This window comes from Arthrobacter flavus (assembly GCF_039526005.1).
In the GTDB taxonomy this organism is placed as follows: domain Bacteria; phylum Actinomycetota; class Actinomycetes; order Actinomycetales; family Micrococcaceae; genus Arthrobacter_D; species Arthrobacter_D flavus.
Genome location: NZ_BAAAIJ010000020.1, coordinates 92,999 through 119,627 on the forward strand (window position 1 = coordinate 92,999; position 26,629 = coordinate 119,627).

Annotated in this window: 29 protein-coding genes; 18 read left to right on the forward strand and 11 right to left on the reverse strand. The window is 64.4% G+C overall.

Translation table 11 applies throughout. The features are described 5' to 3' along the window. Positions 1-3: 3 nt before the first annotated feature. Together ABD059_RS06595 and ABD059_RS06600 are read right to left on the reverse strand one after the other, a co-directional pair. Positions 4-747, reverse strand: a complete 744-nt coding sequence (locus ABD059_RS06595; RefSeq protein ID WP_343878564.1) for an ABC transporter permease — start codon at positions 745-747, stop codon at positions 4-6. Continuing rightward, the gene (locus ABD059_RS06600; RefSeq protein ID WP_343878565.1) at positions 744-1,694 is read right to left on the reverse strand and encodes an ABC transporter ATP-binding protein; all 951 of its coding nucleotides are present in this window, start codon (positions 1,692-1,694) and stop codon (positions 744-746) included. The genes ABD059_RS06595 and ABD059_RS06600 overlap by 4 nt, the downstream gene beginning before the upstream one ends. A 155-nt stretch (positions 1,695-1,849) precedes the next feature. On the opposite strand from ABD059_RS06600, the gene ABD059_RS06605 reads away from it, so the two are divergent. The 6 genes from ABD059_RS06605 (at position 1,850) to ABD059_RS06630 (ending at position 7,026) form a co-directional block, all read left to right on the forward strand. Continuing rightward, the gene (locus tag ABD059_RS06605) at positions 1,850-2,680 is read left to right on the forward strand and encodes a helix-turn-helix transcriptional regulator (RefSeq protein WP_343878567.1); all 831 of its coding nucleotides are present in this window, start codon (positions 1,850-1,852) and stop codon (positions 2,678-2,680) included. After that, complete coding sequence (gene sufB, locus ABD059_RS06610) at positions 2,680-4,155, forward strand: Fe-S cluster assembly protein SufB (protein ID WP_343878568.1); 1,476 nt, start codon at positions 2,680-2,682, stop codon at positions 4,153-4,155. The genes ABD059_RS06605 and sufB overlap by 1 nt, the downstream gene beginning before the upstream one ends. 3 nt (positions 4,156-4,158) lie before the next feature. Continuing rightward, the gene (sufD, locus tag ABD059_RS06615; protein ID WP_343878569.1) at positions 4,159-5,424 is read left to right on the forward strand and encodes a Fe-S cluster assembly protein SufD; all 1,266 of its coding nucleotides are present in this window, start codon (positions 4,159-4,161) and stop codon (positions 5,422-5,424) included. After that, on the forward strand, positions 5,424-5,783 hold the full coding sequence (locus tag ABD059_RS06620; protein ID WP_343878570.1) for a non-heme iron oxygenase ferredoxin subunit: 360 nt from the start codon (positions 5,424-5,426) through the stop codon (positions 5,781-5,783). Before sufD ends, ABD059_RS06620 begins: the two co-directional genes overlap by 1 nt. Positions 5,784-5,872: 89 nt before the next feature. After that, the gene (sufC, locus tag ABD059_RS06625; RefSeq protein WP_343878571.1) at positions 5,873-6,649 is read left to right on the forward strand and encodes a Fe-S cluster assembly ATPase SufC; all 777 of its coding nucleotides are present in this window, start codon (positions 5,873-5,875) and stop codon (positions 6,647-6,649) included. A gap of 47 nt (positions 6,650-6,696) precedes the next feature. Continuing rightward, positions 6,697-7,026 (forward strand): metal-sulfur cluster assembly factor, encoded by a 330-nt coding sequence (locus ABD059_RS06630; RefSeq protein ID WP_343878572.1) that lies wholly within the window; start codon positions 6,697-6,699, stop codon positions 7,024-7,026. Between the two features lie 87 nt (positions 7,027-7,113). On the opposite strand, the gene ABD059_RS06635 is transcribed toward ABD059_RS06630, so the two are convergent. The 3 genes from ABD059_RS06635 to ABD059_RS06645 are packed head-to-tail and all read right to left on the reverse strand — an operon-like array spanning position 7,114 to position 9,121. Continuing rightward, positions 7,114-7,740 (reverse strand): CbiQ family ECF transporter T component, encoded by a 627-nt coding sequence (locus ABD059_RS06635; protein ID WP_343878573.1) that lies wholly within the window; start codon positions 7,738-7,740, stop codon positions 7,114-7,116. Then, positions 7,737-8,453 carry an energy-coupling factor ABC transporter ATP-binding protein gene (locus ABD059_RS06640; RefSeq protein WP_343878574.1) on the reverse strand — a complete coding sequence of 239 codons (717 nt, stop codon included), beginning with the start codon at positions 8,451-8,453 and terminating at the stop codon, positions 7,737-7,739. The genes ABD059_RS06635 and ABD059_RS06640 overlap by 4 nt, the downstream gene beginning before the upstream one ends. A 20-nt stretch (positions 8,454-8,473) precedes the next feature. After that, positions 8,474-9,121, reverse strand: a complete 648-nt coding sequence (locus ABD059_RS06645) for a biotin transporter BioY (RefSeq protein ID WP_343878575.1) — start codon at positions 9,119-9,121, stop codon at positions 8,474-8,476. A gap of 151 nt (positions 9,122-9,272) precedes the next feature. On the opposite strand from ABD059_RS06645, the gene ABD059_RS06650 reads away from it, so the two are divergent. Beyond that, the gene (locus ABD059_RS06650) at positions 9,273-10,871 is read left to right on the forward strand and encodes an ABC-F family ATP-binding cassette domain-containing protein (protein WP_343878576.1); all 1,599 of its coding nucleotides are present in this window, start codon (positions 9,273-9,275) and stop codon (positions 10,869-10,871) included. On the opposite strand, the gene ABD059_RS06655 is transcribed toward ABD059_RS06650, so the two are convergent. Genes ABD059_RS06655 through ABD059_RS06665 form a run of 3 tightly spaced genes read right to left on the reverse strand, consistent with a single transcriptional unit; the run spans position 10,868 to position 12,390 of the window. Next, positions 10,868-11,704, reverse strand: a complete 837-nt coding sequence (locus ABD059_RS06655; protein ID WP_343878577.1) for an SURF1 family cytochrome oxidase biogenesis protein — start codon at positions 11,702-11,704, stop codon at positions 10,868-10,870. The two genes, ABD059_RS06650 and ABD059_RS06655, sit on opposite strands and share 4 nt — an antisense overlap. Further along, positions 11,705-11,983, reverse strand: coding sequence for a hypothetical protein (locus ABD059_RS06660; protein WP_343878578.1), 279 nt, complete (start codon positions 11,981-11,983; stop codon positions 11,705-11,707). It abuts the gene before it with no gap. Next, on the reverse strand, positions 11,980-12,390 hold the full coding sequence (locus tag ABD059_RS06665) for a DUF3099 domain-containing protein (protein ID WP_343878579.1): 411 nt from the start codon (positions 12,388-12,390) through the stop codon (positions 11,980-11,982). Before ABD059_RS06665 ends, ABD059_RS06660 begins: the two co-directional genes overlap by 4 nt. Positions 12,391-12,540: 150 nt before the next feature. On the opposite strand from ABD059_RS06665, the gene fabG reads away from it, so the two are divergent. Together fabG and ABD059_RS06675 are read left to right on the forward strand one after the other, a co-directional pair. After that, entirely contained in the window at positions 12,541-13,278 is a 738-nt protein-coding gene (gene fabG / locus ABD059_RS06670) for a 3-oxoacyl-ACP reductase FabG (protein WP_343878580.1), read from the forward strand. Between the two features lie 75 nt (positions 13,279-13,353). Further along, positions 13,354-14,097 (forward strand): SDR family oxidoreductase, encoded by a 744-nt coding sequence (locus tag ABD059_RS06675; protein ID WP_019482669.1) that lies wholly within the window; start codon positions 13,354-13,356, stop codon positions 14,095-14,097. 81 nt (positions 14,098-14,178) lie between these two features. On the opposite strand, the gene serB is transcribed toward ABD059_RS06675, so the two are convergent. Next, entirely contained in the window at positions 14,179-15,063 is an 885-nt protein-coding gene (gene serB / locus ABD059_RS06680) for a phosphoserine phosphatase SerB (protein ID WP_343878581.1), read from the reverse strand. A 196-nt stretch (positions 15,064-15,259) separates the two neighbouring features. Between serB and ABD059_RS06685 the strand changes: the two genes are divergently transcribed. The 5 genes from ABD059_RS06685 to lplAB all read left to right on the forward strand — a co-directional run bounded on the left by ABD059_RS06685 (position 15,260) and on the right by lplAB (position 19,222). Then, a complete protein-coding gene (locus ABD059_RS06685) occupies positions 15,260-16,051 on the forward strand; it encodes an ABC transporter ATP-binding protein (RefSeq protein ID WP_343878582.1) in 792 nt (263 codons plus the stop codon). A gap of 17 nt (positions 16,052-16,068) precedes the next feature. Then, on the forward strand, positions 16,069-16,848 hold the full coding sequence (locus ABD059_RS06690) for a sulfite exporter TauE/SafE family protein (protein WP_343878583.1): 780 nt from the start codon (positions 16,069-16,071) through the stop codon (positions 16,846-16,848). Beyond that, on the forward strand, positions 16,845-17,648 hold the full coding sequence (locus ABD059_RS06695) for a TrmH family RNA methyltransferase (RefSeq protein ID WP_343878585.1): 804 nt from the start codon (positions 16,845-16,847) through the stop codon (positions 17,646-17,648). The genes ABD059_RS06690 and ABD059_RS06695 overlap by 4 nt, the downstream gene beginning before the upstream one ends. Before the next feature lie 140 nt (positions 17,649-17,788). Then, a complete protein-coding gene (locus ABD059_RS06700; RefSeq protein WP_171585149.1) occupies positions 17,789-18,043 on the forward strand; it encodes a type B 50S ribosomal protein L31 in 255 nt (84 codons plus the stop codon). Between the two features lie 102 nt (positions 18,044-18,145). Next, a complete protein-coding gene (gene lplAB, locus ABD059_RS06705) occupies positions 18,146-19,222 on the forward strand; it encodes a lipoate-protein ligase LplAB (RefSeq protein ID WP_343878587.1) in 1,077 nt (358 codons plus the stop codon). On the opposite strand, the gene pepN is transcribed toward lplAB, so the two are convergent. Continuing rightward, a complete protein-coding gene (gene pepN, locus ABD059_RS06710; protein WP_343878589.1) occupies positions 19,215-21,836 on the reverse strand; it encodes an aminopeptidase N in 2,622 nt (873 codons plus the stop codon). The genes lplAB and pepN overlap by 8 nt on opposite strands. Before the next feature lie 36 nt (positions 21,837-21,872). Beyond that, positions 21,873-22,055 carry a hypothetical protein gene (locus tag ABD059_RS06715; RefSeq protein ID WP_343878590.1) on the reverse strand — a complete coding sequence of 61 codons (183 nt, stop codon included), beginning with the start codon at positions 22,053-22,055 and terminating at the stop codon, positions 21,873-21,875. A 55-nt stretch (positions 22,056-22,110) separates the two neighbouring features. Here ABD059_RS06715 and ABD059_RS06720 point away from each other — a divergent pair, with 55 nt between their 5' ends. From ABD059_RS06720 to ABD059_RS06735, 4 genes are all read left to right on the forward strand, one after another. Continuing rightward, positions 22,111-23,742 (forward strand): circularly permuted type 2 ATP-grasp protein, encoded by a 1,632-nt coding sequence (locus ABD059_RS06720; RefSeq protein WP_343878591.1) that lies wholly within the window; start codon positions 22,111-22,113, stop codon positions 23,740-23,742. Next, a complete protein-coding gene (locus ABD059_RS06725; RefSeq protein ID WP_019482679.1) occupies positions 23,735-24,661 on the forward strand; it encodes an alpha-E domain-containing protein in 927 nt (308 codons plus the stop codon). Before ABD059_RS06720 ends, ABD059_RS06725 begins: the two co-directional genes overlap by 8 nt. Further along, on the forward strand, positions 24,658-25,509 hold the full coding sequence (locus tag ABD059_RS06730) for a transglutaminase family protein (protein ID WP_343878592.1): 852 nt from the start codon (positions 24,658-24,660) through the stop codon (positions 25,507-25,509). The genes ABD059_RS06725 and ABD059_RS06730 overlap by 4 nt, the downstream gene beginning before the upstream one ends. 106 nt (positions 25,510-25,615) lie before the next feature. After that, complete coding sequence (locus ABD059_RS06735) at positions 25,616-26,563, forward strand: DUF222 domain-containing protein (protein ID WP_343878593.1); 948 nt, start codon at positions 25,616-25,618, stop codon at positions 26,561-26,563. Positions 26,564-26,629: the final 66 nt, after the last annotated feature.

Sequence of the window (26,629 nt, forward strand, 5' to 3'; positions counted from 1 at the left end):
GTGCTAACTCCATTTGAACCAGCGGATGGCCGCGAGGCTGGACAGGACGGCCCACGCCACGAGGATGAGGAAGGCAGAAAAGTTGAAGGTCCCGTCGATCAGCGCCGACCGTAGTCCCTCACCCAGCGCCGAGGATGGCAGGATGTCGACGAACGGCCGCAGGGCATCGGGCAGTAGCGTCCCGGGGAGCACAATACCGCCGGCCACGGCCAGCAGGATCCAGACCAGGTTGGTGACGGCAAGCGTCGCCTCCGGCCGGAGGGTTCCAGCAACCAGGAGGCCAAGGGCGGTGAAGGCCGCAGCGCCGACGATCAGTTGCACCAGCCCAGGCAGTATTCCTGCCGCGTCCGGGCGCCATCCCAGCAGGACCGCGACGGTACCGATGACCACCAGCTGGACTGCCAGGACGGCGACAACGCCGAGCACCTTCCCGAGGATCAGCCCGGGTTTGCCCAGCGGCGTAGTCGACAGGAACCGCAGCACCCCGTAGCGGCGATCGAAACCGGTAGCGATGCCCTGTCCGGTGAAGGCAGTGGACATGGCACAGAGCGCGATGATGCCCGGGGTAGCTGCATTGATGCGGCTGTCCGCCAACCCGTCAAGGAACGGTGTCAGGACCAGGACCACCAGACCGAGCAGGGGTAATGCAATGGCCAGGACTAGTTGCTCCCCATTGCGGAGCATGGATAGTGCCTCGTAGCGGCCCTGCAGGAGGACACGTTTGGCCAGGGGAGCGGCAGCGCTCATCGGATCTCCCGTCCGGAGATGTCGAGGAACACGTCCTCGAGGGACCGGGGTTGCATGGTGATGGACAGGGGTAGCACCCCCGCATCCTCCCACCACCGTGCTAGTCCCGCCAGGTCGGCCGGGGTGAAGCACCCAGCTACCGAGTAGCGGCCGGGATCCGTCTCCCGGAAGGTGAGCGCGGGAAACGTGTCGCCCGGTAGGCCGAGACCCGGGGCCGCCTGGAAGCGGAGATCCCGGTAGGTGTCACCGGCGTCGTCAGCGGTCAGGTAAGCCACGGTCCCGTGGGTGACGGTGCGGCCCGTGTCGAGGATGTAGACATAATCGGCGAGCTTCTGGGCGTCGTCGAGCAGGTGGGTGGTGAGGATGATGGCCAGCCCCTCGGCACGGAGTTCACGGATCAACTCGAACACGATGGTGCGCGACTGCGGATCCAGTCCGGCACTGGGCTCGTCCAGGAAAAGCACCTCGGGGTTGCCGATCAGCGCGCAGGCGAGGGCGAGTCGCTGTTTCTGGCCGCCGGAGAGCCGTCGGATGCCCGTCGTGGCGTAGGAGTTGATGCCCAGGCGGTCAGCGAGCTCGGCCACCGGGCGCGGTGCGCCGTACATTGCCGCGACATGGTTGAGCAGGGCCAGCGGGCGGGCCGACGGCGGGAGCCCGCCTTCCTGCAGCATCACGCCGACCCGGCTGCGCAGCGCCGCTCCGGCGTTGAACGGGTTCTCACCGAGCAGCCTGACCGTCCCACTGTTGGGGCGCTGCAAACCCTGGGCACATTCGAGGGTGGTGGTCTTCCCGGCACCATTCGCGCCGAGGAGCGCCGTCACCTGCCCGGGGTAGGCTCGAAGGTGGACGCCGTCGAGCACCCTGACCATCTTGCCGTCGAGCGCGGAAACGGGTCCAAAATCCTTGACAAGCGCTTCAACTTCCAGCGCGGGAGACGGGTTTGGCACTCAATTATTCTACGGCATGTAGTAGCTGTGTCTTCCCGTAGGGAACCACGCTTCGGATAGCCTCGCCTTACTGGCCGTGGGGAACAGATTAGGACATGATTGTGTTGTCTATTCTGTGGGCATAAACCTGTGCCGCGGATTTCGGAGGAGGCGACATGAGCAATACATCCCCAGCCAGCACCTTCCCGACTGGTGCGCGCCCCAATGACTCGCGGCCAGAGAGCCCTCGTCCCAACGGTTCCCGGCCCAACGACGTCGAAGACCGTACCCGCAGCAAGGTGCTCGCCGCCGTCCTTGAACACGGACCGGTGAGCGCAGCTGAACTCGGTGAACGCCTGGGATTCACCCCGGCCGCTGTCCGACGTCATCTGGACGCCTTGTCCCGCAAACAGCTCATCGAAGTGAAACTGGTCGGCAACCCCGCTTCAGGGGCGGGTCGGCCAGCCCGCCGGTATGTGCTGAGCCAGCGCGGGCAGACCGAACTGGGCACCGACTACCTGTCCATTGCCAAGGCGGCCCTGACCCAGCTCCAACTGCTCGCCGGTCCCGACGCCGTCGAGGAGTTCGCCCGGACCCGGTTCGCCGAGATGGAAACCCGGTACCGGCCCCTGGTGGAAGCTGCTGGCCCCGACCTCGAAGACCGCGCCCGTGCACTGGCCGGAGCACTCACCACCGACGGCTTTGTCGGGTCCACCACGGTTGTTGGCCGGAATGCCCCGAACGCTGCCATGCTGGCAGTCCAGCTCTGCCAGGGTCACTGCCCGGTGCAGGAGCTCGCCGCCGATTTCCCCTCGTTCTGTGACCAGGAGACCGAAGTGTTTTCCCGGCTGCTCGGCGTCGACGTCCGCCGGCTGTCAACGCTGGCGCGTGGCGGTCACGTCTGCACCACCCATATACCTGTGGGCCGGGTAAAACCGACCCACGCCGGGACCGACATCCCCGGGCTAGAACCAACCGTATCCAACCATCAGCATGAAAGGCCGTGATGACGGATCAAGTAGACCAGAAGACAATGGCTGAGCCAGCCGTTCCGGAAGCAGTAATCAGTGACATCCTGGAACGCAATCCGGAGCTCGAAGGCATCGGTAACTATGCTTTCGGCTGGTCGGACAAGAACGACGCCGGGGCCAACGCCAAACGCGGCCTCAGCGAAGAGGTGGTCCGGGATATCTCGGCCAAGAAGGACGAGCCCGAATGGATGCTTGACCTGCGTCTGAAAGGCCTCAAGTACTTCGACCGGAAGCCCATGCCCGCCTGGGGCGCCGATCTGTCGGGCATCGACTTCGACAACATCAAGTACTTCGTACGCTCCACCGAAAAGCAGGCTGGCAGCTGGGAAGAACTCCCCGAAGACATCAAGAACACCTACGAAAAGCTCGGCATTCCTGAGGCCGAGCGTAACCGCCTGGTTTCCGGTGTGGCAGCCCAGTACGAGTCCGAGGTGGTCTATCACCAGATCAACGAGGAACTTGAGCGCCAGGGCGTCATCTTCATGGACACCGACACCGCGCTGAAGGAACACCCCGAATTCTTCGAGGAATACTTCGGCTCGATCATTCCGGTGGGCGACAACAAATTCGCCTCACTCAATACGGCTGTCTGGTCCGGCGGCTCGTTCGTCTACGTGCCGCCAGGCGTTCACGTGGAGATCCCGCTGCAGGCCTACTTCCGCATCAACACGGAGAACATGGGCCAGTTCGAGCGGACCCTCATCATCGCCGATGAGGGCTCCTACGTGCACTACATCGAGGGCTGCACCGCCCCGATCTACACCTCGGACTCCCTGCACTCGGCTGTCGTCGAGATCGTGGTGAAGAAGGACGCCCGCGTCCGTTACACCACCATCCAGAACTGGTCCAACAACGTGTACAACCTGGTCACCAAGCGGGCCATCGCCCACGAGGGCGCCACCATGGAGTGGGTCGACGGCAACATCGGCTCGAAGGTCACCATGAAGTACCCGGCCGTATACCTGGTCGGCGAGCATGCCAAGGGTGAGACCCTCTCGATCGCGTTCGCTGGCGAGGGCCAGCACCAGGACACCGGGTCGAAGATGGTGCACATCGCGCCGAATACCAAGTCATCGATCATCTCCAAGTCGGTAGCCCGGGGCGGTGGGCGAGCCGCCTACCGCGGCCTGGTCCAGGTTCGCGAGGGTGCCACGCACTCAGCGAACACCGTGCGGTGTGACGCGCTGCTGGTGGACACGATCTCTCGGTCCGACACGTACCCGTACGTGGACATCCGCGAGGACGACGTCACCATGGGCCACGAGGCAACCGTCTCGCGGGTCAGTGAGGAACAGCTGTTCTACCTGATGTCCCGCGGCATGCCCGAGGACGAGGCCATGGCAATGATCGTGCGTGGATTCATCGAGCCGATCGCCCGTGAACTCCCCATGGAATACGCACTCGAATTGAACCGCCTGATCGAACTCCAGATGGAAGGGGCCGTGGGCTAACAAATGGCTGAAGCTACCCAATTGGACGCACCAGCGTCCGCAGAAAAAATCGCGATCGACGGTTTCACCGAGGAGGGGGAGAACCTCTCTCCGTTCAACGAGGGAACTGTCCAGCACGGCGCCAAGAAGCACAGCCACGGCGACGCTCCGGTCATCCCGGAAGCCTCCCGCGGGGAACGCCTGAAGTCCTACAAGCTCGCCGACTTCGCGCCGCTGAATGGCCGGGAAGAGGACTGGCGGTTCACACCGCTGAAGCGTCTGCGCGGCCTGCACAGCCAGCCCCTGACCGGCACGGGTCCCACCGTCGAGGTGACCGGTGCGACGAACGTCCTGGTCGAGACGGTGGGCCGTGACGACTCACGTGTTGGTTCCGCGTCCATCCCCGATGACCGGGTCTCGGCCGCGGCTTGGGAAGCGTTCACCGAGGCAACAGTCGTGACCATCCCGGTGGAGACCATCGCGGACAGCGACATCCAGATCAGCATTAACGGTGTCGACGAGGCTCCGGCCGCGCAGCACCTGATCATCACTGCTGAGCGGTTCTCCAAGGCCGTCGTAGTGCTTGATCACCACGGCAAGACGACCCTCGCGCAGAACGTCGAGATCGTCGTCGGCGACGGCGCCGAGCTCACTGTGGTCAGCGTGCAGGAATGGGACGACGACGCCGTCCACACCTCCACCCAGCAGGCCAAGATCGGTCGGAACGCCAAGTTCAAGCACGTGGTGGTCAGCCTGGGCGGAGACCTCGTGCGGATGACACCGTCGTCGCTGTTCACCGGGCCCGGGTCCGAGGTGGAGATGTACGGACTGTACTTCGCGGACGCCGGCCAGCACCTGGAGCAGCGGCTCCTGGTGGACCACGCCGTCCCCAACTGCAAGTCCCGGGTCACGTACAAGGGTGCGCTGCAGGGCCAGGACGCCCACACCGTGTGGGTCGGCGACGTGCTGATCCGCAAGGCGGCCGAGGGAACGGACACGTACGAGACAAACCGTAACCTGCTCCTGACCGACGGCACACGCTCCGATTCGGTCCCCAACCTGGAGATCGAAACCGGACTGATCGAGGGTGCTGGCCACGCCAGCGCCACCGGCCGGTTCGACGACGAGCACCTGTTCTACCTGATGGCGCGTGGCATCGACGAGAAGACCGCCCGCCGCCTGGTGGTCCGTGGCTTCCTCAACGAGGTCATCCAGCAGATCAAGGTGCCCGCGCTCGAGGAACGACTGACCGACGCCGTTGAGCGGGAACTTGCGGCAGGAAACATCTAATGGCCGACGCACCGAAAGGGGAGCTGGTCTGCAATGTCAACGACATTGCGGTCCGGCAGGCCCTGCGCATCCTGATCGATGACTACCCGGTGGCAGTGGTGAAGGACTCCGAGGGCGCTATCCACGCCCTGGGAGACACCTGCTCCCACGCTGACATTTCCCTCTCCGAGGGCGACGTCGAGGGTTGTGTCATCGAGTGCTGGGGCCACGGGTCACAGTTCGACCTGCGCAGCGGCGCCCCGCTGCAGTTGCCAGCCTACGAACCCGTCCCGGTGTTTGCCCTGGAAATTCACGGCGACGAGGTCTACGTGGACATCACCACCGTGACCAACGGTGCCGCTGTCCCCGACCTCGGTTAGCCACCCACACACTTTCGATCACCCGGTGGTGATCGAACACGAACCCACATTGCACTCCCTGCCACGCAGGGCGCGAAGGAGAACCACAGATGTCCACCCTTGAAATCAAGGACCTCCACGTCAGCATCGAGACGGAGCAGGGGGCCCGGAAGCAGATCCTCAAAGGCGTCAGCCTGACCATCAACACCGGTGAGTCACACGCCATCATGGGCCCGAACGGCTCCGGCAAGTCGACCCTCGCCTCCACGATCGCCGGTCACCCCCGGTACCTCGTGGACAGCGGATCCATCACCCTCGACGGTGAGGATGTCCTCGACATGAGCGTCGATGAGCGGGCCCGCGCTGGCCTGTTCCTGGCCATGCAGTACCCCGTCGAGGTGCCCGGCGTGACGATGACCAACTTCCTGCGCACCGCGAAGACCGCACTGGACGGCAAGGCCCCGAGCCTGCGCCACTGGACCAAGGACGTCAAGGAAGCGATGTCGCAGCTGCGCATCGATGCCGACTTCGCCCAGCGCAACGTCAACGAGGGCTTCTCCGGCGGCGAGAAGAAGCGCGTCGAAATCCTTCAGCTCGAGCTCTTCAAGCCCCGCTTCGCCATCCTCGACGAGACCGACTCCGGCCTCGACGTCGACGCGCTCAAGGTGGTCTCCGAAGGCGTCAACCGCGAGCATTCCAAGGGCGAAATGGGTACCCTGTTGATCACCCACTACACCCGGATCCTGCGCTACATCAAGCCGGACTTTGTGCACGTGTTCGTTGACGGCAGGATTGCTGAGCAGGGCGGCCCGGAACTGGCCGATCGCCTGGAGGCCGAAGGCTACGACCGCTTCGGGGCTGCTGCTGTCACCACAGCCGGTGCCTAGGCTCAGCAGTAAGTAAACTCGGTAACGCTTCGAGAAGGTAGAGAACAATGAGTGAAGTGAACGCGGGACAGACCGCGATTGACGATGTCGAGGAAGCCCTCAAGGACGTGATTGACCCCGAGCTGGGCGTCAATATCGTTGACCTTGGCCTCCTGTACGGGCTGAAGTACGCCGACGACGGCGCCCTGCTGATCGACATGACCCTCACCACTGCAGCGTGCCCGCTGACGGACGTCATCGAGGAGCAGGTGGGGCTGTCGCTGGACGGCGTCGTGGACGACTGGCGCCTGAACTGGGTGTGGATGCCGCCATGGGGTCCCGAGAAGATCACCGACGACGGCCGCGACCAGATGCGGGCCCTCGGGTTCAACATCTAGGTTCCGGACTGTACTGAAAAGGACACTGCACCACACTGGTGCAGTGTCCTTTTTGTATCGTGGCTCAGTCCTCGTCGTTGCCGGATGCTATGCGCCCGGCTCCCCGAGACCGCGGGCCGCCAGCGCCTCTCCGGTCTGGTGGGCGTAGGCGACGGCGCCGATCACCACCGGGATCACCAGGGCCCGCGGGTTCCGTTCCAGACCGCGGGCCTTCGCTGCGTCCCGGACGTCCGCTACCGAGCCGACGAGATACGGGAGGCTCCGGGTCATGAGGGCCAGGGTCAGTCCGAACCGCTCGGGGTCGGCGCCCACCCGACGAAACGGGACCGCCAGCGCCACCAGACCGTCGAGCAACCGCTGGCCTTCGGTGGTCAGGGTCAACAGGCGGGCCGCCAGCAGACAGGTGGCAATGTTGCCCACCACCTGCAGTGCCGGTTCCGGGCCGTTGGCGATCAGCTGATATCCGCCGAGAATCACGAGCATGGGCCAGACCGGCACCAGCGGTCGCCACAGGTGGATCGGGGCCAGGCGTGCACCCATCAGGTAACCCACCACCACCAGTCCACCCGCGACGACGGTCAGCGCCAGGGTGTTGACCACCAGCACGCTCGTGGACAGCAACAGCACGGCGAGGCCCTTCACCCAGAGCGGAGTCCGATGCAGCAGCGACTCACCGGCGACGTAGGTGCCGAACAGGCTACCGTGGCCCCTCATGGGTGGTGTTCCGGCAGCGGGTCCGCCTCGACATGCATCCTGCGGTAGTGGTCGATCGCTGCGCCAGGGGCGCCATCGAATACTAGGTGTCCAGCCTCAATGACAAGCACCCGGTCGCTGTCCGCGGCGAAGCCGAGATCATGGGTGGTGAAAACCAGTTGCTGGTCCAGGGTAGCGAACAGGCGCCGCACACGCCGCTCGTTGCGCAGGTCAAGGAGGGTGGTGGGTTCGTCGGCCACCAGAATCGCCGGGTCGACGGCGAGCACGGTGGCCAGGGCCACCAGTTGCCGCTCCCCACCGGAGAGGTCATAGATGCTTTGCTCTGCCAGCGGTGCCAGCCCGAACCGGTCCAGCACGGCCAGCGCCGCGGTGCGCCGTTCGGCAGGGTTGCGGAGTCGAGCCCTCAGGGACAGCTCAACATCCTCAAGCCCCGTGGGCATCACCAGTTGCGACAGGGGGTCGGTGAACACGAACCCCACACGCTGCCTGACCGCCCGGCCCGCCTTGACGGTGTCGAGCCCTTCCACCAGGACGCGCCCGGTGCTGGGAGTGACCAGCCCGTTGATGAGCTTGAGCAGGGTCGACTTCCCGGACCCATTGGCACCGATGACCGCGATCCGACGCTCGGGCAGCTCCAGCGTCAGCGGCGCGAGAATCACTCGCCCATGATCCGCGCCATCGACGCTTACCGCAGCACCCTCGAAAACGATCATCGGCTAGTTGTCCCGACGGCTCACGTGGCCGTCACGGAACCAGTCCGACCAGCGCCAATCAACCGGGGGAACGCCCGGTGCACACTGAGCCCGATCGCCGCCGCCACGAGGTTCTTCACCACGTCGCCCGGCAGGTAGATCACATCGGCGAGCACCGCTGCCGCGAAGTCCAGCTTGCCGTTAATCATCAGGCCAGCAATCCCCAGGGTGTGGATGACCAGCAGGCTGGTCACCATGCAGGCGGCGAACAGGGCAGCATACCTGAACCGGCGCACCCGGACCAGGACGAGGCGGGCCAGGAACCCGGCGACGAGTGCGGCAACAGGGAAGGCCAGAAGATAGCCGGCGGACGGACCAGCGAGGACACCCACGCCCCCCGTGAAGCCAGCGAAAATCGGGAGCCCAGCCAGACCTACCACCACATACAGCGCCACTGCAGCGAAGCCACGGCTTGGCCCAAGGACAATTCCGGTCACCATCACGGCAAGTGTCTGCAGGGTCAAGGGCACCCCGAGCGGGCCGGCGGGGATAGCAGGTAGGATTGCAAGTGCGGCCACGAAGGCCGCGAAGACCGCGATCAGCGAAAGATCTGTGGCACTCCAGCGGCGCCTGGCGTGAGTGGGAGTACCCACAGCGGCGGCCGCGGGAACCTGATTCTCCAGATGCATGGTGACTCTTCCTGTTAGTTATCGACAACAGCGTGCCGTCACTTACTGAGATTAGTGCCACTTGTTTCAATTTCGCTTGTAGGTTTCCTACAAAATTAGGCATCCCACAAACTCCAATGATGCGGACCCGTTCCATTGAAAGGCCACGTAATTGATTACCGTCTCGAACTTAGAGCTTCGCGCGGGAGCGCGCCTGCTTATGGATGCGGTGTCATTCCGTGTTGACCGCGGGGACAAGATTGGGCTGGTGGGCCGAAATGGAGCAGGCAAGACCACTCTGACCCGGGTCCTGGCAGGGGAGGGCCTGCCGGCTGGCGGCTCCGTCACCCGAAAAGGTGAGATCGGGTACCTGCCCCAGGACCCGCGAACGCCGAATATGGAGCAGCTGGCCCGGGACCGGATCCTTTCGGCCCGGAACCTCGACGTCGTCGTGACCAAGTTGCGGGCCGCCCAGGAAGACATGGCGAGTGACAACACCTCGGTGCGCGACAAGGCGATGGCCCGCTACGATCGGATCGAGGCAGAGTTCCTTGCGCACGGCGGGTACGCCGCCGAGGCGGAAGCAGCCGCCATTTCCTCGAACCTTGCCCTGCCGGACAGGATCCTGAACCAGCCGCTGAGCACCCTTTCCGGTGGTCAGCGAAGGCGTGTCGAACTCGCGCGCATCCTGTACTCGGGCGCGGAGACCATGCTCCTTGATGAGCCGACCAACCACCTTGACGCCGATTCCATCACCTGGCTGCGCGAGTTCCTCAAGAACCACCAGGGTGGCCTGATTGTGATCAGCCACGACGTGGACCTGCTCGAAGCGACCGTAAACAAGGTATTCCACCTCGATGCCAACCGCGCCACCATCGATATCTACAACATCGGCTGGAAGCGTTACCTGCAGCAGCGCGAGACCGATGAGCGAGCCAGGAAGCGCGAGCGCGCCAACACCGAGAAGAAGGCCCAGGTCCTGATGGACCAGGCCAACAAAATGCGCGCCAAGGCCACCAAGGCCGTCGCCGCGCAGAACATGGCGAAACGTGCGGAACGCCTGCTCGGCGGGCTGGAAGCGGTGCGCGCGCAGGACCGCGTTGCTGCGTTGCGGTTCCCTGACCCGTCCCCGTGCGGCAAGACCCCCATGACGGCCGAGGGGCTCAGCAAGTCCTACGGTTCGCTGGAGATCTTCACTGACGTCGACCTCGCCATCGACCGCGGATCAAAAGTGGTGATCCTCGGACTGAACGGCGCCGGCAAGACCACCCTGCTGCGGATGCTCGCTGGCGTTGACACACCCGACACTGGCGAAGTGATCCCCGGTCACGGACTGAAGGTGGGCTACTACGCCCAGGAACACGAAACCCTCGACACTGAGCGGACCGTCCTCGAGAACATGCGCTCCTCTGCGCCAGACATGAAAGACGCCGAAGTCCGCGGTGTTCTCGGGTCCTTCCTCTTCACGGGCGACGACGTCGACAAGCCTGCCGGTGTGCTCTCCGGTGGTGAGAAGACTCGTCTGGCCCTGGCCACCATCGTCGCGTCGTCGGCCAACGTGTTGCTGCTCGACGAACCGACCAACAACCTCGACCCGGCCAGCCGGGCGGAGATTCTGGGGGCGCTGCGCAACTACAGTGGCGCCGTGGTGCTGGTCAGCCACGATGAGGGAGCTGTTGAGGCGCTCAACCCCGAACGGGTGGTCCTGCTACCCGACGGCGTTGAGGACCTCTGGAGCGATGACTATCTCGACCTGGTGACGATGGCCTAGTAGCCTCGCGCGTCGAGGTAGGCGTCTTCTTCTTCCTCGGCGGTGGGGCGGCGCTGTCGTCGTGGCGGCAGCGCCGCAACGGTGCCGTTGGCTTCTGCTGCCTCCTCTTCGGCCGTCCGCTGTTGCTGCCGGGCGGCATACCCGAACCCGACAAACAACAGGGCGCCGAAGGCGAACCACTGCATGGAATACGACAGGTGTGGTCCGGCGTCCAGGGACGGACGCGGGAAGATCCGCGGCGATGTCGCTGGTGCCGGGCTTTCCGCCGACATCAACCCGTAGGCTCCCGTCTGGAGCTCGTAGTCGAGGATCTCGTCGTACCGCGCCAGGTTGATGGACGCGATCTGGCCCTCCGGGGCCCCGCGGTCCAGCTGCGGCTCGCCAGGCTTGATCCTCGCGGTGACGGTGACCTCATCGTCGGGCGGCTGGGGGAAAGCATCGGGACGGCCCGCCGCATCATTACCGATCGGTAGCCAGCCGCGGTTGATAATGACCGCTGACCCGTCCGCTAGTTGGAGCGGCACCAGCACCTCGTAGCCGGGTCGTCCACTGAAGGGACGGTTGCGGACCACCAGCTGGTTGGCCGAGTCATAGGTTCCGGTCAGCTCAATGGGCAGCCATTCCTCGGCTGGGTCGAACGACCGGAAATCGGCGGTGCCGCCTGCATACGGGACGGCAGGCTGATCATAATTGGATTCGATCCGTTGGATCGTGTCGGCCAGCTGGTCACGACGGTCGAGCTGCCACATGCCGAGGGCGCTGCACGCGACGGCGAGCAGCACGACGAGGGCAAACCACCCCAGCCAGCGGGGGGAGACGAGAAAACGGTACATCTAGGCTTTGTCCTCGGCCGAGCCCGCCAGGGGCAGGGTTTCCTTCCACAGATCCCGGGTCTGCAGGTAGTTCTCCAACCAGTCGCGGTGCTCCCCGCACGCTACCCAAATTTTCCGGCGCTCAGGCGTGTGGATTTTCGGGTTATTCCATAACAGCTGCCAGGTTGCGGGCAGCCGACAGGCCTTGCGCGAACACACTGTCTCGGCGGGCCGGCCACCCGGCTCCTGCGTGGCTTCTGGGGCAGCGCTGAGCTGCTGTAACTGGTCAAGAAGGTTCATACGGTGGGACGTCCCCTGTACAGCTCGTCGTTGGTGGTGGCCGGATCGACGTCGTCGTCAATGATTTCGCCCTGCAGCACGTCGTCGGTGGGTTCCGGCGACACCGGGGCAGCGGTCTCAAGGGCGGGAAGGGGCACATGGTCGATCAGCGACTGGCTGTGGGGCAGGTCACTGGTGTCGGATCCACCGTTGGCGAAGATCACCGCGAAATACGGCAGCACCACCGCACCGGCAATCACCACCCACTGCATCCAACCCTCAACGAAGAACACGAGGACAATGCAGACGAGACGGATACCCATCGAAATGGAGTACTTGATCATTCGCCCGCGTATTTCATCACTGTGGGCGCTGCGCGCATCGGTAATACTGTGGACGTCAGCGCCATGCCGTATTTGCTTGCTCATCACACTCCAAGGGACCTCTCTATTGTCTCACTCAGTGCCCCAAGTTGTTAAAAGCCTGGCAGTCTCCAAAGGTTCCCGGGCCCGGTTGCCTTCGCGGAATTCTTGCAGTTCAGCAGGTCCCCGCTAGGATCGGCAGGGATAGTTGGAGTAATGATTCTGGAGGAATTCGTGGCAGACGCCGAGCAGGGACGCAGTGTTTTGGTAACCGGAGGCAACCGCGGCATCGGGCTGGCCATCGCGCGAGCCTTTGTTGAGAACGGTGACCGGGTGGCCATCACCTACCGCAGCGGGGAGGTTCCGGAGGGACTTCTCGGGGTGAAAGCCGACGTCACCAGTGAAGCCCAGGTCGATGCCGCGTTCACCGCCGTCGAGGGGGCCCACGGGCCCGTCGAGGTGCTGGTCGCCAACGCCGGGATGACCCGTGACACCCTGTTGCTGCGAATGACTGAGTCTGACTTCACGGACGTGATCGACACCAACCTCACCGGCGCGTTCCGGGTCATCAAGAGGGCGTCGAAGGGGATGATCCGCCTCCGGAAAGGCCGCGTGGTGCTGATCTCCTCGGTAACAGGGTTGTACGGAGCGCCCGGGCAGATCAACTATTCGGCGTCCAAAGCGGGCCTGATCGGTATCGCCAGGTCGCTCACCCGCGAACTTGGTTCGCGGGGTATCACCGCGAACGTAGTGGCTCCGGGTTTCATCAACACCGATATGACCGCTGAACTGCCCGAGGACACCCGCAAAAACTACCTCGCCACCATCCCCGCCCGACGATTCGCTGAGCCGACGGAGGTGGCCAACGTGGTGCGGTGGATTGCCAGCGACGACGCCGCCTACATCTCCGGCGCGGTCATCCCCGTCGACGGTGGACTGGGCATGGGCCACTAGCCGTACAGCTTCGACCACCTGTTTTCTGACTACTGTTTCACCGACCAAGAGTTTCACTGACTAAGAGGAGTACCCATGGCCGCGTTGGATGGCACAACGGCAATCGTCACCGGATCGTCACGCGGAATCGGGGCTGATGTCGCGAAACTGCTCGCTGACCAGGGCGCCGCCGTCGTCGTCAATTACCGGCAGAAGGCACCGCGCGCCGCGAAGGTGGTGGCGGGGATCGAGGCCGCTGGCGGGAAGGCGGTAGCCGTTGGGGCCGATCTGACCACCGCTGAGGGGTCAGCGGCGCTGATCCAGGCAGCGGTCGACAACTTCGGGGGCCTCGGTTTGCTGGTCCTGAATGCGTCCGGCGGGATGGAGTCGGGAGTCGAGGAAGACTACGCCCTGAAACTGAACCGTGACGCGCAGGTCAACATGCTGCGCGCGGCTATGGATGTGATGCCGTCGGGTTCCCGAGTGGTGTTCATCACCAGCCACCAGGCGCACTTCATCAACACGGTTCCCACGATGGCAGCCTACGAGGCCGTCGCTCGCAGTAAGCGGGCCGGTGAGGATGCCCTCCGCGAGCTGCTGCCGGAGCTGGAGGCCAAGGGCATCACCCTGGTCGTGGTTTCCGGTGACATGATCGAGGGCACCGTCACAGCAACCCTGCTCGACCGGGCTACCCCCGGGGCGATCGAAGCGCGCCGCGAGCAGGCCGGGCGGCTCTACTCGGTCGCCGAGTTCGCCGCCGAGATCGCGAAGATGGCCACCGCCGATGTCCCCAGCGGACACACCGAGTACGTCGGCGGCTACGAGTACTTCACCAAGTAGCGCGCCCAGCCCGGCCCGGGGATCGACCCGGCCCACCCCCACCTTGGGGTGGGCTGGGCTCAGGGGTGTGGATCCCCGGGGCTAGTGCCGGCTGAAGTGCTTCACGACGTCCAGGTACGGGACGTCGATTGCCGCGTCGGCCGCTGACCGGACCGCTGGTTTGGCGTTAAAAGCCACTCCGAGCCCGGCCGCGCCAAGCATGTCGAGGTCATTCGCCCCGTCGCCGACGGCGATGGTCCGCTCCACCGGCACCCCGGCTTCAGCAGCCCACCGCCGCAGGGCCCGCTCCTTGGCGGCACGGTCCACGACCGCGCCGACAACCTCACCGGTGAGATGCCCGTCGTCGCTGACGCCCAGTACGTTGGCCTCCGCAAAGGTCAGGCTCAGCTGGACGGCCAGCGGATCGAGCAGCTGGGTGAAACCGCCCGAGACCGCGGCAACCGCGTGCCCTGCCGCCAGATAGTGGCGGACCAGTTCCTCGGCGCCGTCGCTGAGTTCGATAACCGAGCCCACCTCGGCGAGGACGCTGACCGGAAGCCCCTTGAGCACCGCCACCCTCGACTGGAGGCTCTGGGTGAAATCGATTTCGCCGCGCATCGCCGCCTCGGTAACGGCGGCGACCTCCGCCTCCCGGCCAGCGTGCGCAGCGAGCAGCTCAATGACTTCCTGGCGGATCAGGGTGGAATCCACGTCCATGATGAGGAGCTTCCGCCCCTCGCCAACCAGCGGGGGAGGGACGACGGCGCAGCCCAGGTCGCCCGTCAGGTGGGGCCGCACAGCGTCCCGCAGGGCGGCGGCATCGCCGTCGAACGAGACGAAAACGGTGGACGCCTGGAAGCGTGGGCTCCCCGAGTTCTCGAGTTCGATGATGTGGGCACCGGTGTTCTGGACGGCGCCCTGGACGGCGATCAGAAACTCATCCGGAAGCTGCACACCGTAACTGACGACACCGAATTCCCTGGGCATAATCCTCCACTTTCACCATTCGTCTTCTACCGCAACGCGGTCAGCGCCACCTGGCCATTATCGCCGGGCGTTGTGCGCGCCCCGAAATCACTTCCCTGGACGACGTCGGCCGCTCGCCCTGCCCATCGACGCCTCCCGGGCGTCGGGCCGGCACCGTTTCGCGTTTGCTGCGCTAGTTGGCCTAATGTCTAGTGCTATGAGTGATGTTCTTGAGTTAGCTGGGGTAAGCCTTGTCCGGGGCGGCAAGACGCTGTTGGACAGTGTGGACTGGCAGGTCAAGGACGGCGAACGCTGGGTGATCATGGGCCCGAACGGCGCTGGCAAAACCTCCCTGCTTCAGATCGCTGGCGCCCGCATCCACCCCACCCGGGGTGTCGCAGGGATCCTGGACGAAGTGTTGGGAGCGGTGGATGTCTTCGAGTTGCGTCCCCGCATTGGGCTCGCCTCCGCGGCCCTCGCCGCCCAGATCCCCGAGCACGAAACCGTGCTCAACGTGGTGGTCACCGCTTCCTACGGAATCACCGGACGGTGGCGGGAGCAGTACGAAAAGCAGGACGCCCGCCGCGCCTTTGCCCTGCTCGATGCATGGGGCATGTCCACGTTCATGAACCGGCCGTTCGCCTCCCTCAGCGAGGGCGAACGGAAGCGCGTCCAGATCGCCCGAGCCCTGATGACCGACCCGGAACTGCTGCTCCTCGACGAGCCTGGTGCCGGGCTGGACCTCGCCGGTCGCGAGGACCTGATCACCCGGCTCGCAGCCCTGGCCCAGGACGATGAATCGCCGGTCATGGTGCTGGTGACCCACCACCTCGAAGAGGTGCCACCGGGATTCACCCACGCCATGCTGATGCGCGACGGCGCGGTGGTGGCTTCCGGTCCGATCGAGACCGTCTTCACCGAAGAGCACCTCAGCGCGGCTTTCGATGTGCCCCTCGACGTCCGCCACCAGGACGGCCGCTACACGGCTGTCGCCCGCGCCCGCGCCTAGCTCCGGTAAGCCTGCTGATGGAACTGCTGCAGGGTGCCCTCATCTTTGTTGCCGGTCTCTGGGCCGGTGCCATCAATTCGGTGGTGGGTTCCGGCACGCTCGTCACCTTCCCGGTCCTGCTCGCGCTGGGATTCGCGCCGGTCACTGCGACCATCAGCAACGCGATGGGCCTGATCGCGGGCGGTGTGTCGGGAACCTGGGGGTACCGTCGCGAGCTTGCCGGTTTGCGTTCAACCATCCTTCGCCTGCTTCCCGCCTCGGTTCTCGGGGGCATCAGCGGTGCGGCTCTCCTCCTGAACCTGCCGGAACAGGTCTTCGAGTTCGCGGCGCCGATCCTGATCGTCATTGCTCTGGCGTTTGTGATCTTCCAGCCCGCACTGCAACGCAGGGTCCTCCTCCGGGCTGAACGCACGGAGTCCACCCGGGCCCACCCCGTGGGGCTGACCGTCCTCGTGTACCTGGCGGGCGTCTACGGCGGGTACTTCGTCGCAGCTCAGGGCATCCTGCTGGTCGGCATCCTCGGCATTTTCCTGCACGGCACCATCCAGAACGCGAACGCAGTGAAGAACCTGCTGGTGCTCGCGGTCAACGTGGTGGCAGGCATCTCGTACATGCTCTTCGCGTTCGACCGCATCAACTGGTGGGTGGTGCTGATCATCGCCGTGAGCTCCCTCATCGGCGGCTTCTGTGGTGCAGTGATCGGGCGCAGGCTTCGCCCGGCAGTGCTGCGGTCCATCATCGTAACTCTCGGCCTGATTGCCCTCTACATCATGGTCGCCCGGCTGGTCACCGGATGAGCATCCACCGTCTGACTGACCCCACCGACCCGCTGGTGTCGGACTACACCTCCCTGACCGATACCCAGCTCCGCCGACGGCGGGAACCCGCCGAAGGCCTCTACATTGCCGAGAGCACCAAGGTGCTCAGGCGTGCCGTCGATGCTGGCCACACACCACGGTCCTTCTTTCTCACCGACAAGTGGTTGCCCGATCTGCAGGACCTTCTGGAGCGCTTCCCCACGGTCCCCGCTTTCATCGGTACTGAGCAGATCCTCGAGCAGATCACCGGGTTCCATCTGCACCGTGGCGCGCTGGCAGCGATGGACCGGCCCCGTCCGCTTGACCTGGATGAGGTACTGAAGGGTGCGCACCGGATCGCAGTCCTTGAGGACATCGTCGACCACACCAACCTCGGCGCGATTTTTCGCTCCGCCGCGGCACTCGGTGTGGACGCCGTCCTGATCAGTCCGCGCTGCGCCGACCCGCTTTACCGGCGTGCGATCAGGGTCAGCATGGGCGCCGTCTTCCAGGTGCCATGGGTGAGATTAACCGGGTGGCCTGCGCAGCTCGGCGACCTGCAGAAAGCAGGATTCGTGGTTGCTGGCCTCGCTCTCGGGGACAGGACCATCGCCCTGGACGAACTCAGCGCCGCCCGTCATGAACGGCTCGCCCTGGTGCTTGGCACCGAGGGGGAGGGCATCACCCAGGCGACCCTCGAACAGGCTGACCACAGCGTGAGTATCCCAATGCGAGCCGGCGTCGATTCCCTCAATGTCGCGGCGGCAAGCGCTGTAGCTTTCTGGGAATGCCGGCGCTAGCTGCCGTGCCACACCGACCGGCGGCAAGATGGCTGGGACTGACCCGGGTGCGGTAGAGTAGGTAGCTGGTCTTAGGGCCAGCCAACTTTTCCAACCCCCTTGTGCCTGGCCAAATCCAGGCAACTAACGAAGGTAACACTGTGAAGTCTGATATCCACCCCAAGTATTCAACGGTTGTCTTCCGCGACCTCGCGTCCGAGAAGTCATTCCTGACCCGGTCCACCGTGACCTCCAAGAAGACCATTGAATGGGAGGACGGCAACACCTACCCACTGGTCGAGGTCGAAATCTCCTCTGAGTCGCACCCTTTCTACACCGGCAAGCAGCGGATCATGGACTCCGCCGGCCGCGTCGAGCGCTTCAACGCCCGCTTCAAGGGCTTCGGCAAGAAGTAATGCCGAAAGCAGACTAGTCTGCCTGATGGGTCCGGACCGCTTCGGTGGTCCGGGCCCATTTCTTGTTCAACCCCGTCGACCAGTCTCCAAGGAGCACCCCCGATGACCGCTCAGACCCCCGCAGGACCTCTCCACGGCGAGGTCAAGGTGCCCGGTGGGAAGCTGGTCGCCGCCGATCTCGAAGTCTCCAACGGAGTCCTGACCGGAGTGTCCATCAACGGTGACTTCTTCCTCGAGCCTGACGAAGCGCTCGACGACATCAACCGGTCCCTGGAGGGCCTACCGGCGCACGCCTCGCACGGGGAATTGACAGCCGCCGTCGTGCAGGGGCTGGACCCTGCGGCGGAACTGTTCGGCTTCTCTCCGGAGGCGGTGGCGACCGCGGTCCGCCGCGCCCTGGGCCTGGCAACCGGGTGGGCCGACCACCAGTGGGACATTATTGGGCCCACACCGCTCTCCACCGAGATGCACGTCGCGATGGACGAGGTCCTGACCCGGGATGTCGGCGATGGGCGCCGCAATCCCACCCTGAGGTTCTGGGAATGGGAGTCGCCGTCGGTGGTGATTGGCAGCTTCCAGTCGATGCGCAACGAGGTGAGCCCTGAGGGGGTGCAGCGGCATGGCGTGAGCGTGGTCCGCCGGATCAGCGGCGGGGGAGCGATGTTCATGGAACACGGTAACGCCATCACCTACTCCCTGTACCTTCCGCAGACTTTGGTGGACTCGTTGAGCTTCGCCGAGTCGTACCCGTTCCTTGACGCCTGGGTGATGGACGCGCTTCGCACCCTCGGGATCGAAGCCTGGTACCAGCCGCTCAATGACATTGCCACCGAGATCGGAAAAATTGGCGGCGCCGCGCAAAAGCGGCTGAGCAACGGCGGCATGCTGCACCACGTCACCATGTCCTACGACATCGACGCCGACAAGATGCTTGAGGTGTTACGCATTGGCAAGGAAAAGCTGTCCGACAAGGGCACCCGGAGCGCAAAGAAGCGGGTGGATCCCCTCCGCCGTCAGACCGGCAGGTCCCGGGAAGACATCATCCGGGTCATGATCGACACGTTCCGGGCGAAGTACGGCGCTCAGGACTCAACGTTCACCGATGATGAGGTGGCCCGTGCGGAGCGCCTGGTGGAGGAAAAATTTGGCACCCGGGACTGGCTGTACCGGGTTACCTAGCAGACGGACTCGTCAGGACGGACTTCCCCTGGGCGTGTAACGATCGCACCAGGTGGTCGCGTTCCTCCAGGACAATCCGGCGCAGCGCCGCAGGCGCCGACTGGTGAGTTGTCAGCCAGCTATCGGCTGCCAGCACCACCCGATGCTCTTGGGCTGCTTCACCCGGCGTGAGGTCCTGTGAACCGGGGAACAGACCGCGGACAATGCGGCTAGCCATCTCGATTCCCATGGCGTCCCACACGCGGGCAATCTCGGCGAAATAACGATCAACGTACGGGGCCCGGAGTTCGGCGGGGCCCTCGCCGAACCCGGCGATGGTTGCTGACAACAGTTCGTTGGACAGCCGGGTCCCGAAGATTGCTTCTTGCCAGGCCTTCTCCTTGATGGCAGCGTCAGGTACCGAGGTGGAAGCCCTGGTGAATCCTGCCTTACCGGCCGCGGTGCGGTCCCGGGCAAGCTCCGCTTCCAACTCAGCACCCGAGGCCTGCCCCTGCGCGGCCAGCGCCTGCCAGAGGAGCCAGCGCAGTTCGGGGTCCACGGCCAGCCCAGTCACGGTCTTAGATCCGTCGAGCAGTTCCCTGAACCACTCCGAGTGGGTGTCGCTGTGCAGACCCAAAGCGGCTGCTGCCCGGGCCCAGACCAGCTGCAGGTCGGAGGCAGGTTCGGCCGCGTGCAGACCCTCCAGCACCAACGAAAACAGCCGTTCCCGCAGCCCATCACGCTCGTCAGCCGGGGAGTAGTGTTCCACGGCGTAGTGCGCGTTCCGGACCATGACCTGCAGCGCACCAACCCCTGACTCGCCGGGCGCAGCGAGCTGCACCGCGCCCAGGTAAGCGGCCGCTGAGAGCGCCGCGTCACGGGTATTCGACCACAGCGCCGCCTGGCAGACAGCCCGCGCCAGCGGCTCCTCAAGCCGGCCGACGCTACCCAGCAGGGTCGCCAGCGACCGCTCATCGAAGCGGATCTTTGCGTAGGTCAAATCATCATCGTTGATGAGCAGCAGATCGGGTTGGCGGGTACCCACCAGCTCAGGGATATCGGTCACGGCGCCGTCGATACGCACATCGACGGCGCCGGTCCGCACCAGTGCTCCGGCGTCGAAGCTGTAGAGTCCGAGCCGCAGCTGGTGCGGACGGAGTGCTGCCGCGCCAGTGACCGGGTCGATGGCGTCCTGGTGGATCACCACGGAACGGTAGGTGCCGTCGTCGTCGACCGCTACCTCGGCACCGAGCAACGGCACACCGGACGTCTGGAGCCACTGCTGTGCCCAGGCGCTCATGTCCTGGCCGGTGGCGTCCGACAGTGCTGAAAGGAGGTCCGCCAACCGGGTGTTACCGAACGCGTGGGTCCTGAAGTAGGTGCGGGCCGCCTCGAAGAATGCTTCGCTGCCGGCGTAGGCCACCAGCTGTTTCAGCACCGAGGCCCCCTTCGCGTAGGTGATCCCGTCGAAGTTCTGTTTGGCCGCTTCCAGATCCACAATGTCAGCGGTAATGGGGTGGGTGGACGGCAGCTGGTCCTGGAGGTAAGCCCAGGCCTTGCGGCGGTTGGCGAAACTAACCCATGAGGTGGCGGAACCGGTGGCTTCGGCGACGGCAAGGGCGCCCATGTAGTCGGCAAAGGATTCCTTCAACCACAGATCGTCCCACCAGAACATGGTCACCAGGTCACCGAACCACATATGGGCCATCTCGTGGAGGATGGTGTTGGCACGGGCCTCATATTGGTCATGGGTCGCCTTGGAACGGAAGATGTAGGCCTCAGTGAAAGTGACCAACCCGGGGTTTTCCATGGCCCCGAGGTTGTATTCGGGGACGAACGCCTGTTCGTACTTGCCGAAGGGGTAAGGATATTCGAACCGTGAATGGAAGTACTCGAGTCCCCGCTTGGTGACATCAAAGATGGTGTCCGTGTCGAATGCCTCGGCCAGGGACGCCCTGCAGTAGAGCCCCAACGGGACCTCGAGCGTGGACCCGTCGGACATGGTGCCGGACCAGTGGTCGGTGGCAGCGAAGTATGGGCCGGCCAGGATGGTGGTGATGTAGGTCGAAATCCGTTCAGTGGGCGCGAAGTGCCACACCCGGCTGTCCTCCCCGCCATCCTGACGGGTCACCTCGGCTCCGTTGGAGGCCACGACCCAGCTTGCGGGTGCGTTCACCGAGAAGGTGAAGGCGGCTTTCAAATCGGGTTGCTCAAAGTTGGCGAAGACCCGGCGGGCATCGGCAGGTTCGTACTGCGTATAAAGGTACGTTTGCCCATCGGCGGGGTCGGTGAAGCGGTGCATGCCTTCGCCGCTGCGGCTGTAGAGAGCGGTCCCGGTAATGGTCACTACATTGTCGGCAGCCAGATCCGGAAGGGTGATCCGGGCGCCGTCGACGACGACGGCAGGGTCCAGGTCCGTGCCGTTGAGGGTAACCCGGTGCACCTCACCGGCGATGAAGTCCATGAAGGTCTCGCTGCCCGGTGAGCCGCAGCTGAAGGTGACGGTCGAGCGGGAGAGGAACCCGGCGACCTCAGGATCAGCGGCCTCCCTCAGGTCGAGGTGAACCTCGTACCTGTCGATGGTCAGGAGACTGGACCGGAGGGCTGCTTCGTCGCGGCGGAGATTTTCGTTCATCACCCGGTCATTCAATCACGGCCGCCGGGTCTTGCCTCAGTCGGGGAACAGAGCCTCAACCGGAGCTGTCCCGACCAGCCCCTCGGCCTCCACCGTCAGTTCCGCGCCAAGTGTGACGACGGCGTCCGCCTTGCGACGAGGTACAGCAGAGACGAGGCACAGCAGAGAAGTGCATCGATCACCGATCGGCTCGTCGCGAAAACTCACCGCGATGCTCACGACGTGACCCACTCCACAATATGTATTACAGAAAATTCGTGGCAATGTTGAGCCCATGTCCGACCTTTTCGAAGATTATGCAGCAGCAGCCAGCCGCACCCCCGCGTTCGATGAGATGTTCGCGCCCGGCCAGTTGGCACGCACCGAATACAGCCAGGTAGCCGCAGCTCTCAGCGAACTGAACCTCGCCGATGTTACCGCTCGCGCCGATTCCATGGCCCGTACTTTCCTTGACCGCGGTGTCACGTTCGATTATGCGGGGGAGGAGCGGCCCTTCCCGTTGGACATTGTGCCTCGGGTCATCTCGGGCAATGACTGGCAGGTTCTGGAACAGGGTGTCAGCCAACGGGTCCGCGCACTTGAGGCGTTCCTCAATGACGTCTACGACAAAATGTCGGTGGTCGCCGACGGCGTTATCCCCCGCCGCCTCATCACCTCAAGCGCCCATTTCCATCGGCAGGTATCGGGCTTCGACCCGGCCGGTGGTGTTCGGGTGCACATTTCAGGGATCGACGTCGTCCGCGACCAGGAAGGTACCTTCCGGGTACTTGAAGACAACGTCCGCGTGCCCAGCGGCGTCAGCTACGTGCTCGAGAACCGGCGCGCCATGGCCAAGGGGCTGCCGGAGGCTTTCGGGCAACAGCACATCCGGCCGGTCGAAGAGTACCCCCGTCGACTTCTTGCAGCGCTTCGGAAGACGGCGCCGTCGTCCGCTGAAGACCCGACAGTGGTGGTCCTCACTCCCGGGGTCTTCAACTCCGCCTACTTTGAACACACCCTGTTGGCGGGATTGATGGGTGTGGAACTGGTGGAGGGCCGCGACCTGATCTGCCGTGGCAACCGCGTCTATATGCGCACCACCGCCGGCGAGCAACGCGTGGACGTCATCTACAAGCGGATCGACGACGAGTTCCTCGATCCGTTGCAGTTCCGTTCCGACTCGATGCTCGGCTGCCCCGGCCTGGTCAACGCGGCGCGCGCCGGCACTGTGACGATCGCCAATGCCCTGGGCAACGGAGTGGCCGATGACAAGCTCGTCTACACCTATGTCCCCGACCTGATCCGGTATTACCTCAGCGAAGAGCCAATCATCGCCAACGTTGACACGTACCGGCTTGAGGATCCAGTGGCCCGCGAGGAGGTGCTGGACCGCTTGGACGAGCTGGTGGTCAAGCCAGTGGACGGCTCCGGCGGCAAGGGCCTCGTCATCGGCCCCGACGCGTCGAAGGAGGAGCTGGACGCTTTGAGGGAGCGGGTCACGGCCGACCCCCGCGGTTGGATCGCACAGCCAGTTCTCCAGCTCTCCACAGTGCCGACCATGTCCGGCGGCCAGTTCAGTCCCCGCCATGTGGACCTTCGTCCATTCGCGGTGAACGACGGCGACGACGTCTGGGTGCTGCCGGGTGGGCTCACCCGGGTGGCCATGAAGGAAGGCTCCCTGATTGTGAACTCCAGCCAGGGCGGCGGTTCCAAGGACACCTGGGTGGTCGACGAACAAAATCAGACCCCGGTGCGTCCCCCCGTCGAGACCGTGCGTCGCCCAATCCAGGAAAGGGTCTGGCCGATCGAATCGGGGTGGCAGGACCGGCAACCGGAGCAACAGCAGCAGCAGCAGCAAGCCGATTCGGTAGCAGCCCCCGCCGGGGGACACCGCGGGAACCGTGGAGAGGACACAGTCAATGCTTAGCCGGATCGCTGAATCCCTATTCTGGATTGGTCGCTATGTGGAGCGCGCCGATGGCACGGCCCGTATCCTCGATGTTCACCTGGAGCGCCTGAACCAGATGCCGCGCAGTGAGCAGCGCGATGTGTCTCGGCAGCTGCTGGGAGTGATGGGCAGCCGGGCGGAGGGTGACGAGCTTGAACTCTCAGACCTCTTGCAGTCCCTGGCCTACGACCGAACCAGCACCACCTCCATTGCTGGCGCCTTGGGCGCGGCACGTGAGAACGCCCGACGGGCACGGGAGACCGTGTCCGGCAGCGTGTGGGAGAGCCTCAATACCACCTGGTATGGCCTGACCCAGCACCGCAAGGATGTGGTGGGAACCTACCGTTTCTGCCACTGGGTGGTCGAACGCACTGCGATGATCCGGGGTTTGTCGGATACCACCATGAGCCACGACGAAAGCTGGCAGTTCCTCGTGCTGGGCAGGAGCCTTGAGCGGGCAGACATGACAGCGCGCATGTTGTCCACCCACGATGTGCATGCTGCAGGCATGTCCTGGGTCAATATGTTGCGGTGTGCCGGCGCCTACGAGTCGTTCCTGCGCACCCGGAGGGCTTCGTTTGGCGACCAGCAGGCGGCGGAGTTCCTGCTGCTGGACCGGTTGTTCCCGCGGTCGATCGTGTACGCGCTGAGCGACGCTGAGAAGTGCCTGACCAATCTCAACCCCGCCTACCGCCGGGTTGGGTTTATCAACGACGCCAGCCGTATCGTCGGCCAGGCCCGAACGTTCCTTGAGTTCCATCAGACCGACGACCTGATGTCAGAGTTGCCCGAGCACATGGAACGCGTCCAGAAGGCCTGCGCCCAGGCTTCTGACGCAATTTCACGCACCTACTTTTCCCAGGCGGACGAGCTGTCCTGGGTGGGAGAACTCTCATGACCCGCTTGCTGATCACCCATCGCACCGGTTACAACTATGTGCGCAAAGTGACTTTGTCCTACAACGAGGCGCGGATGACGCCGCTCACGGACCCCCAGCAGGTGGTCCTTGAGTCGACGCTGAAGGTGTCGCCGTCGAGCGCTGCCGTGTCAACGTATCGCGACTACTGGGGTACCAGGGTGACCGCGTTCGACATGCAGAGCGCCCACGAGGCGCTTGAGGTGACAGCCGTCACCACCGTTGAGGTGAGCCGGATAGAGCGGATTCCTGCCGACGATGAGGTGGTGACCTGGGACCACCTCCGCTCTGACGAGGTCATCAACGAGTACGGCGACTGGCTGCCGCAAACCGGGTTGACCGACCCAGACCCGGAAGTCAGCGCCAACGCGTTACGGCTGGCAGCTGATCGCAACCCGCATCAGGCAGTGCACGCGATCCTTGAGTGGATCAAGCAGGAAATGTCTTACGTGCAGGGCGTCACCGGCGTGCAGACCAACGCTCGGGACGCCTGGGATTCGAGGAAAGGCGTGTGCCAGGATTTGGCGCATCTCGCGATTGGTGCGTTCCGCAGCATCGGCATTCCCGCACGCTACATTTCGGGGTACCTGCATCCACGCAGCAGCGCCGGTATCGGTGAGACTGTCGCAGGTCAGTCTCACGCCTGGGTCGAATGGTGGGACGGCGAGTGGCGCGGCTGGGACCCCACCAACAGCGGACCGGTCAGCGACTTCCATGTTTCGGTGGCGCGTGGCCGGGACTACAAGGATGTATCGCCGCTGAAGGGGATCCTGTCAGGCGGCGGCGGTTCGACGTTGAATGTGAAAGTGGAGATCACCCGCGTCGCATAGGCCAGTTCCAGGCCGACACTTGTGTTCGCTGTGGGCTTAATTGGGGTGGGTCCTGACGGTCTGTTGGGCGCCGAAAAATGTCGGTGGCAGGTGATGTGATGGAGGTATGAAGCAGCAGGAGGAAGCCGGTGTGAACCGCAGCATTGCTGCGGCGGCCACCGAGGTTGAACTGGCTGGCCCCGAATCGCTGGTGGCCATGTTGCTGCCTTGGGAAGCTAACCGTGTCCCCGCGAAGGAACCCGCCGGACAAGACGCTGACGGACCGGCTGACAAAGCATCTGAGGCTGCGTCGGATCCGGTGGCGACGATCTCGGATTTGTTATTGGCCGCGGATCGGTTGCTGTCCTGGGTGACTGCCCGGCAGGCCGAGCTGGTCGTTGATCTGCACCGCGAAGTGCAAAGCCTCGCCGCGTCCCGTCCCGCGTCGCGGCAGGGTGTCGGTACGGGGTTGGGGTTCACCCTCACCGCCGAGGAACTAGCGCCGTTACTGAATCTTTCCGGGCGGGCCGCCCACCGGTTGTTGGGTCACAGCCTGACGCTGGCCCTGGACCTCCCGGAAACCCTGCAGTGCCTGGGAATGGGGGTGATCTCGGTCCGGCAAGCCCAGATCATCGCCGAGGAAGCCCTGTTCCTCCCGGCCGAGGTGCTGTCCGGGTTTGAGGATCAAGTCCTCCAACGAGGAGCGCACCTGACTCCACCCCGGTTGACAAGCCTCTGCCACCGGATCCGGGAAAAGCTCCACCCCGATTCCATCACCACCCGCAAGGCCGCAGCCGTTGAGGACCGGCACGTGGAACTCACCCCCGCCCACGACGGCATGGCCTGGTTCTCGGCCTACCTCCCCGCCGAACAGGCCTGCGGCATCGAACACCGCCTGACCTTCATGGCCCGTGCCCTGCAACACCCGCACGAGGACCGCACCCTCACCCAACTCAAAACCGATGTCCTCACCGACCTCCTCACCCACCACTGCGAACCCGGCACCACTGGCAATCCAGGCGCCACCAGCACACACACCACCGGCACTCCAGGAACCGGTGAGCTGCTGTGGTGATTTCGGACGGCGGATTTGATGGTTTTCTCTACGCTGCCATGGCTGGCTGTTGGTAACTGTAGTGGA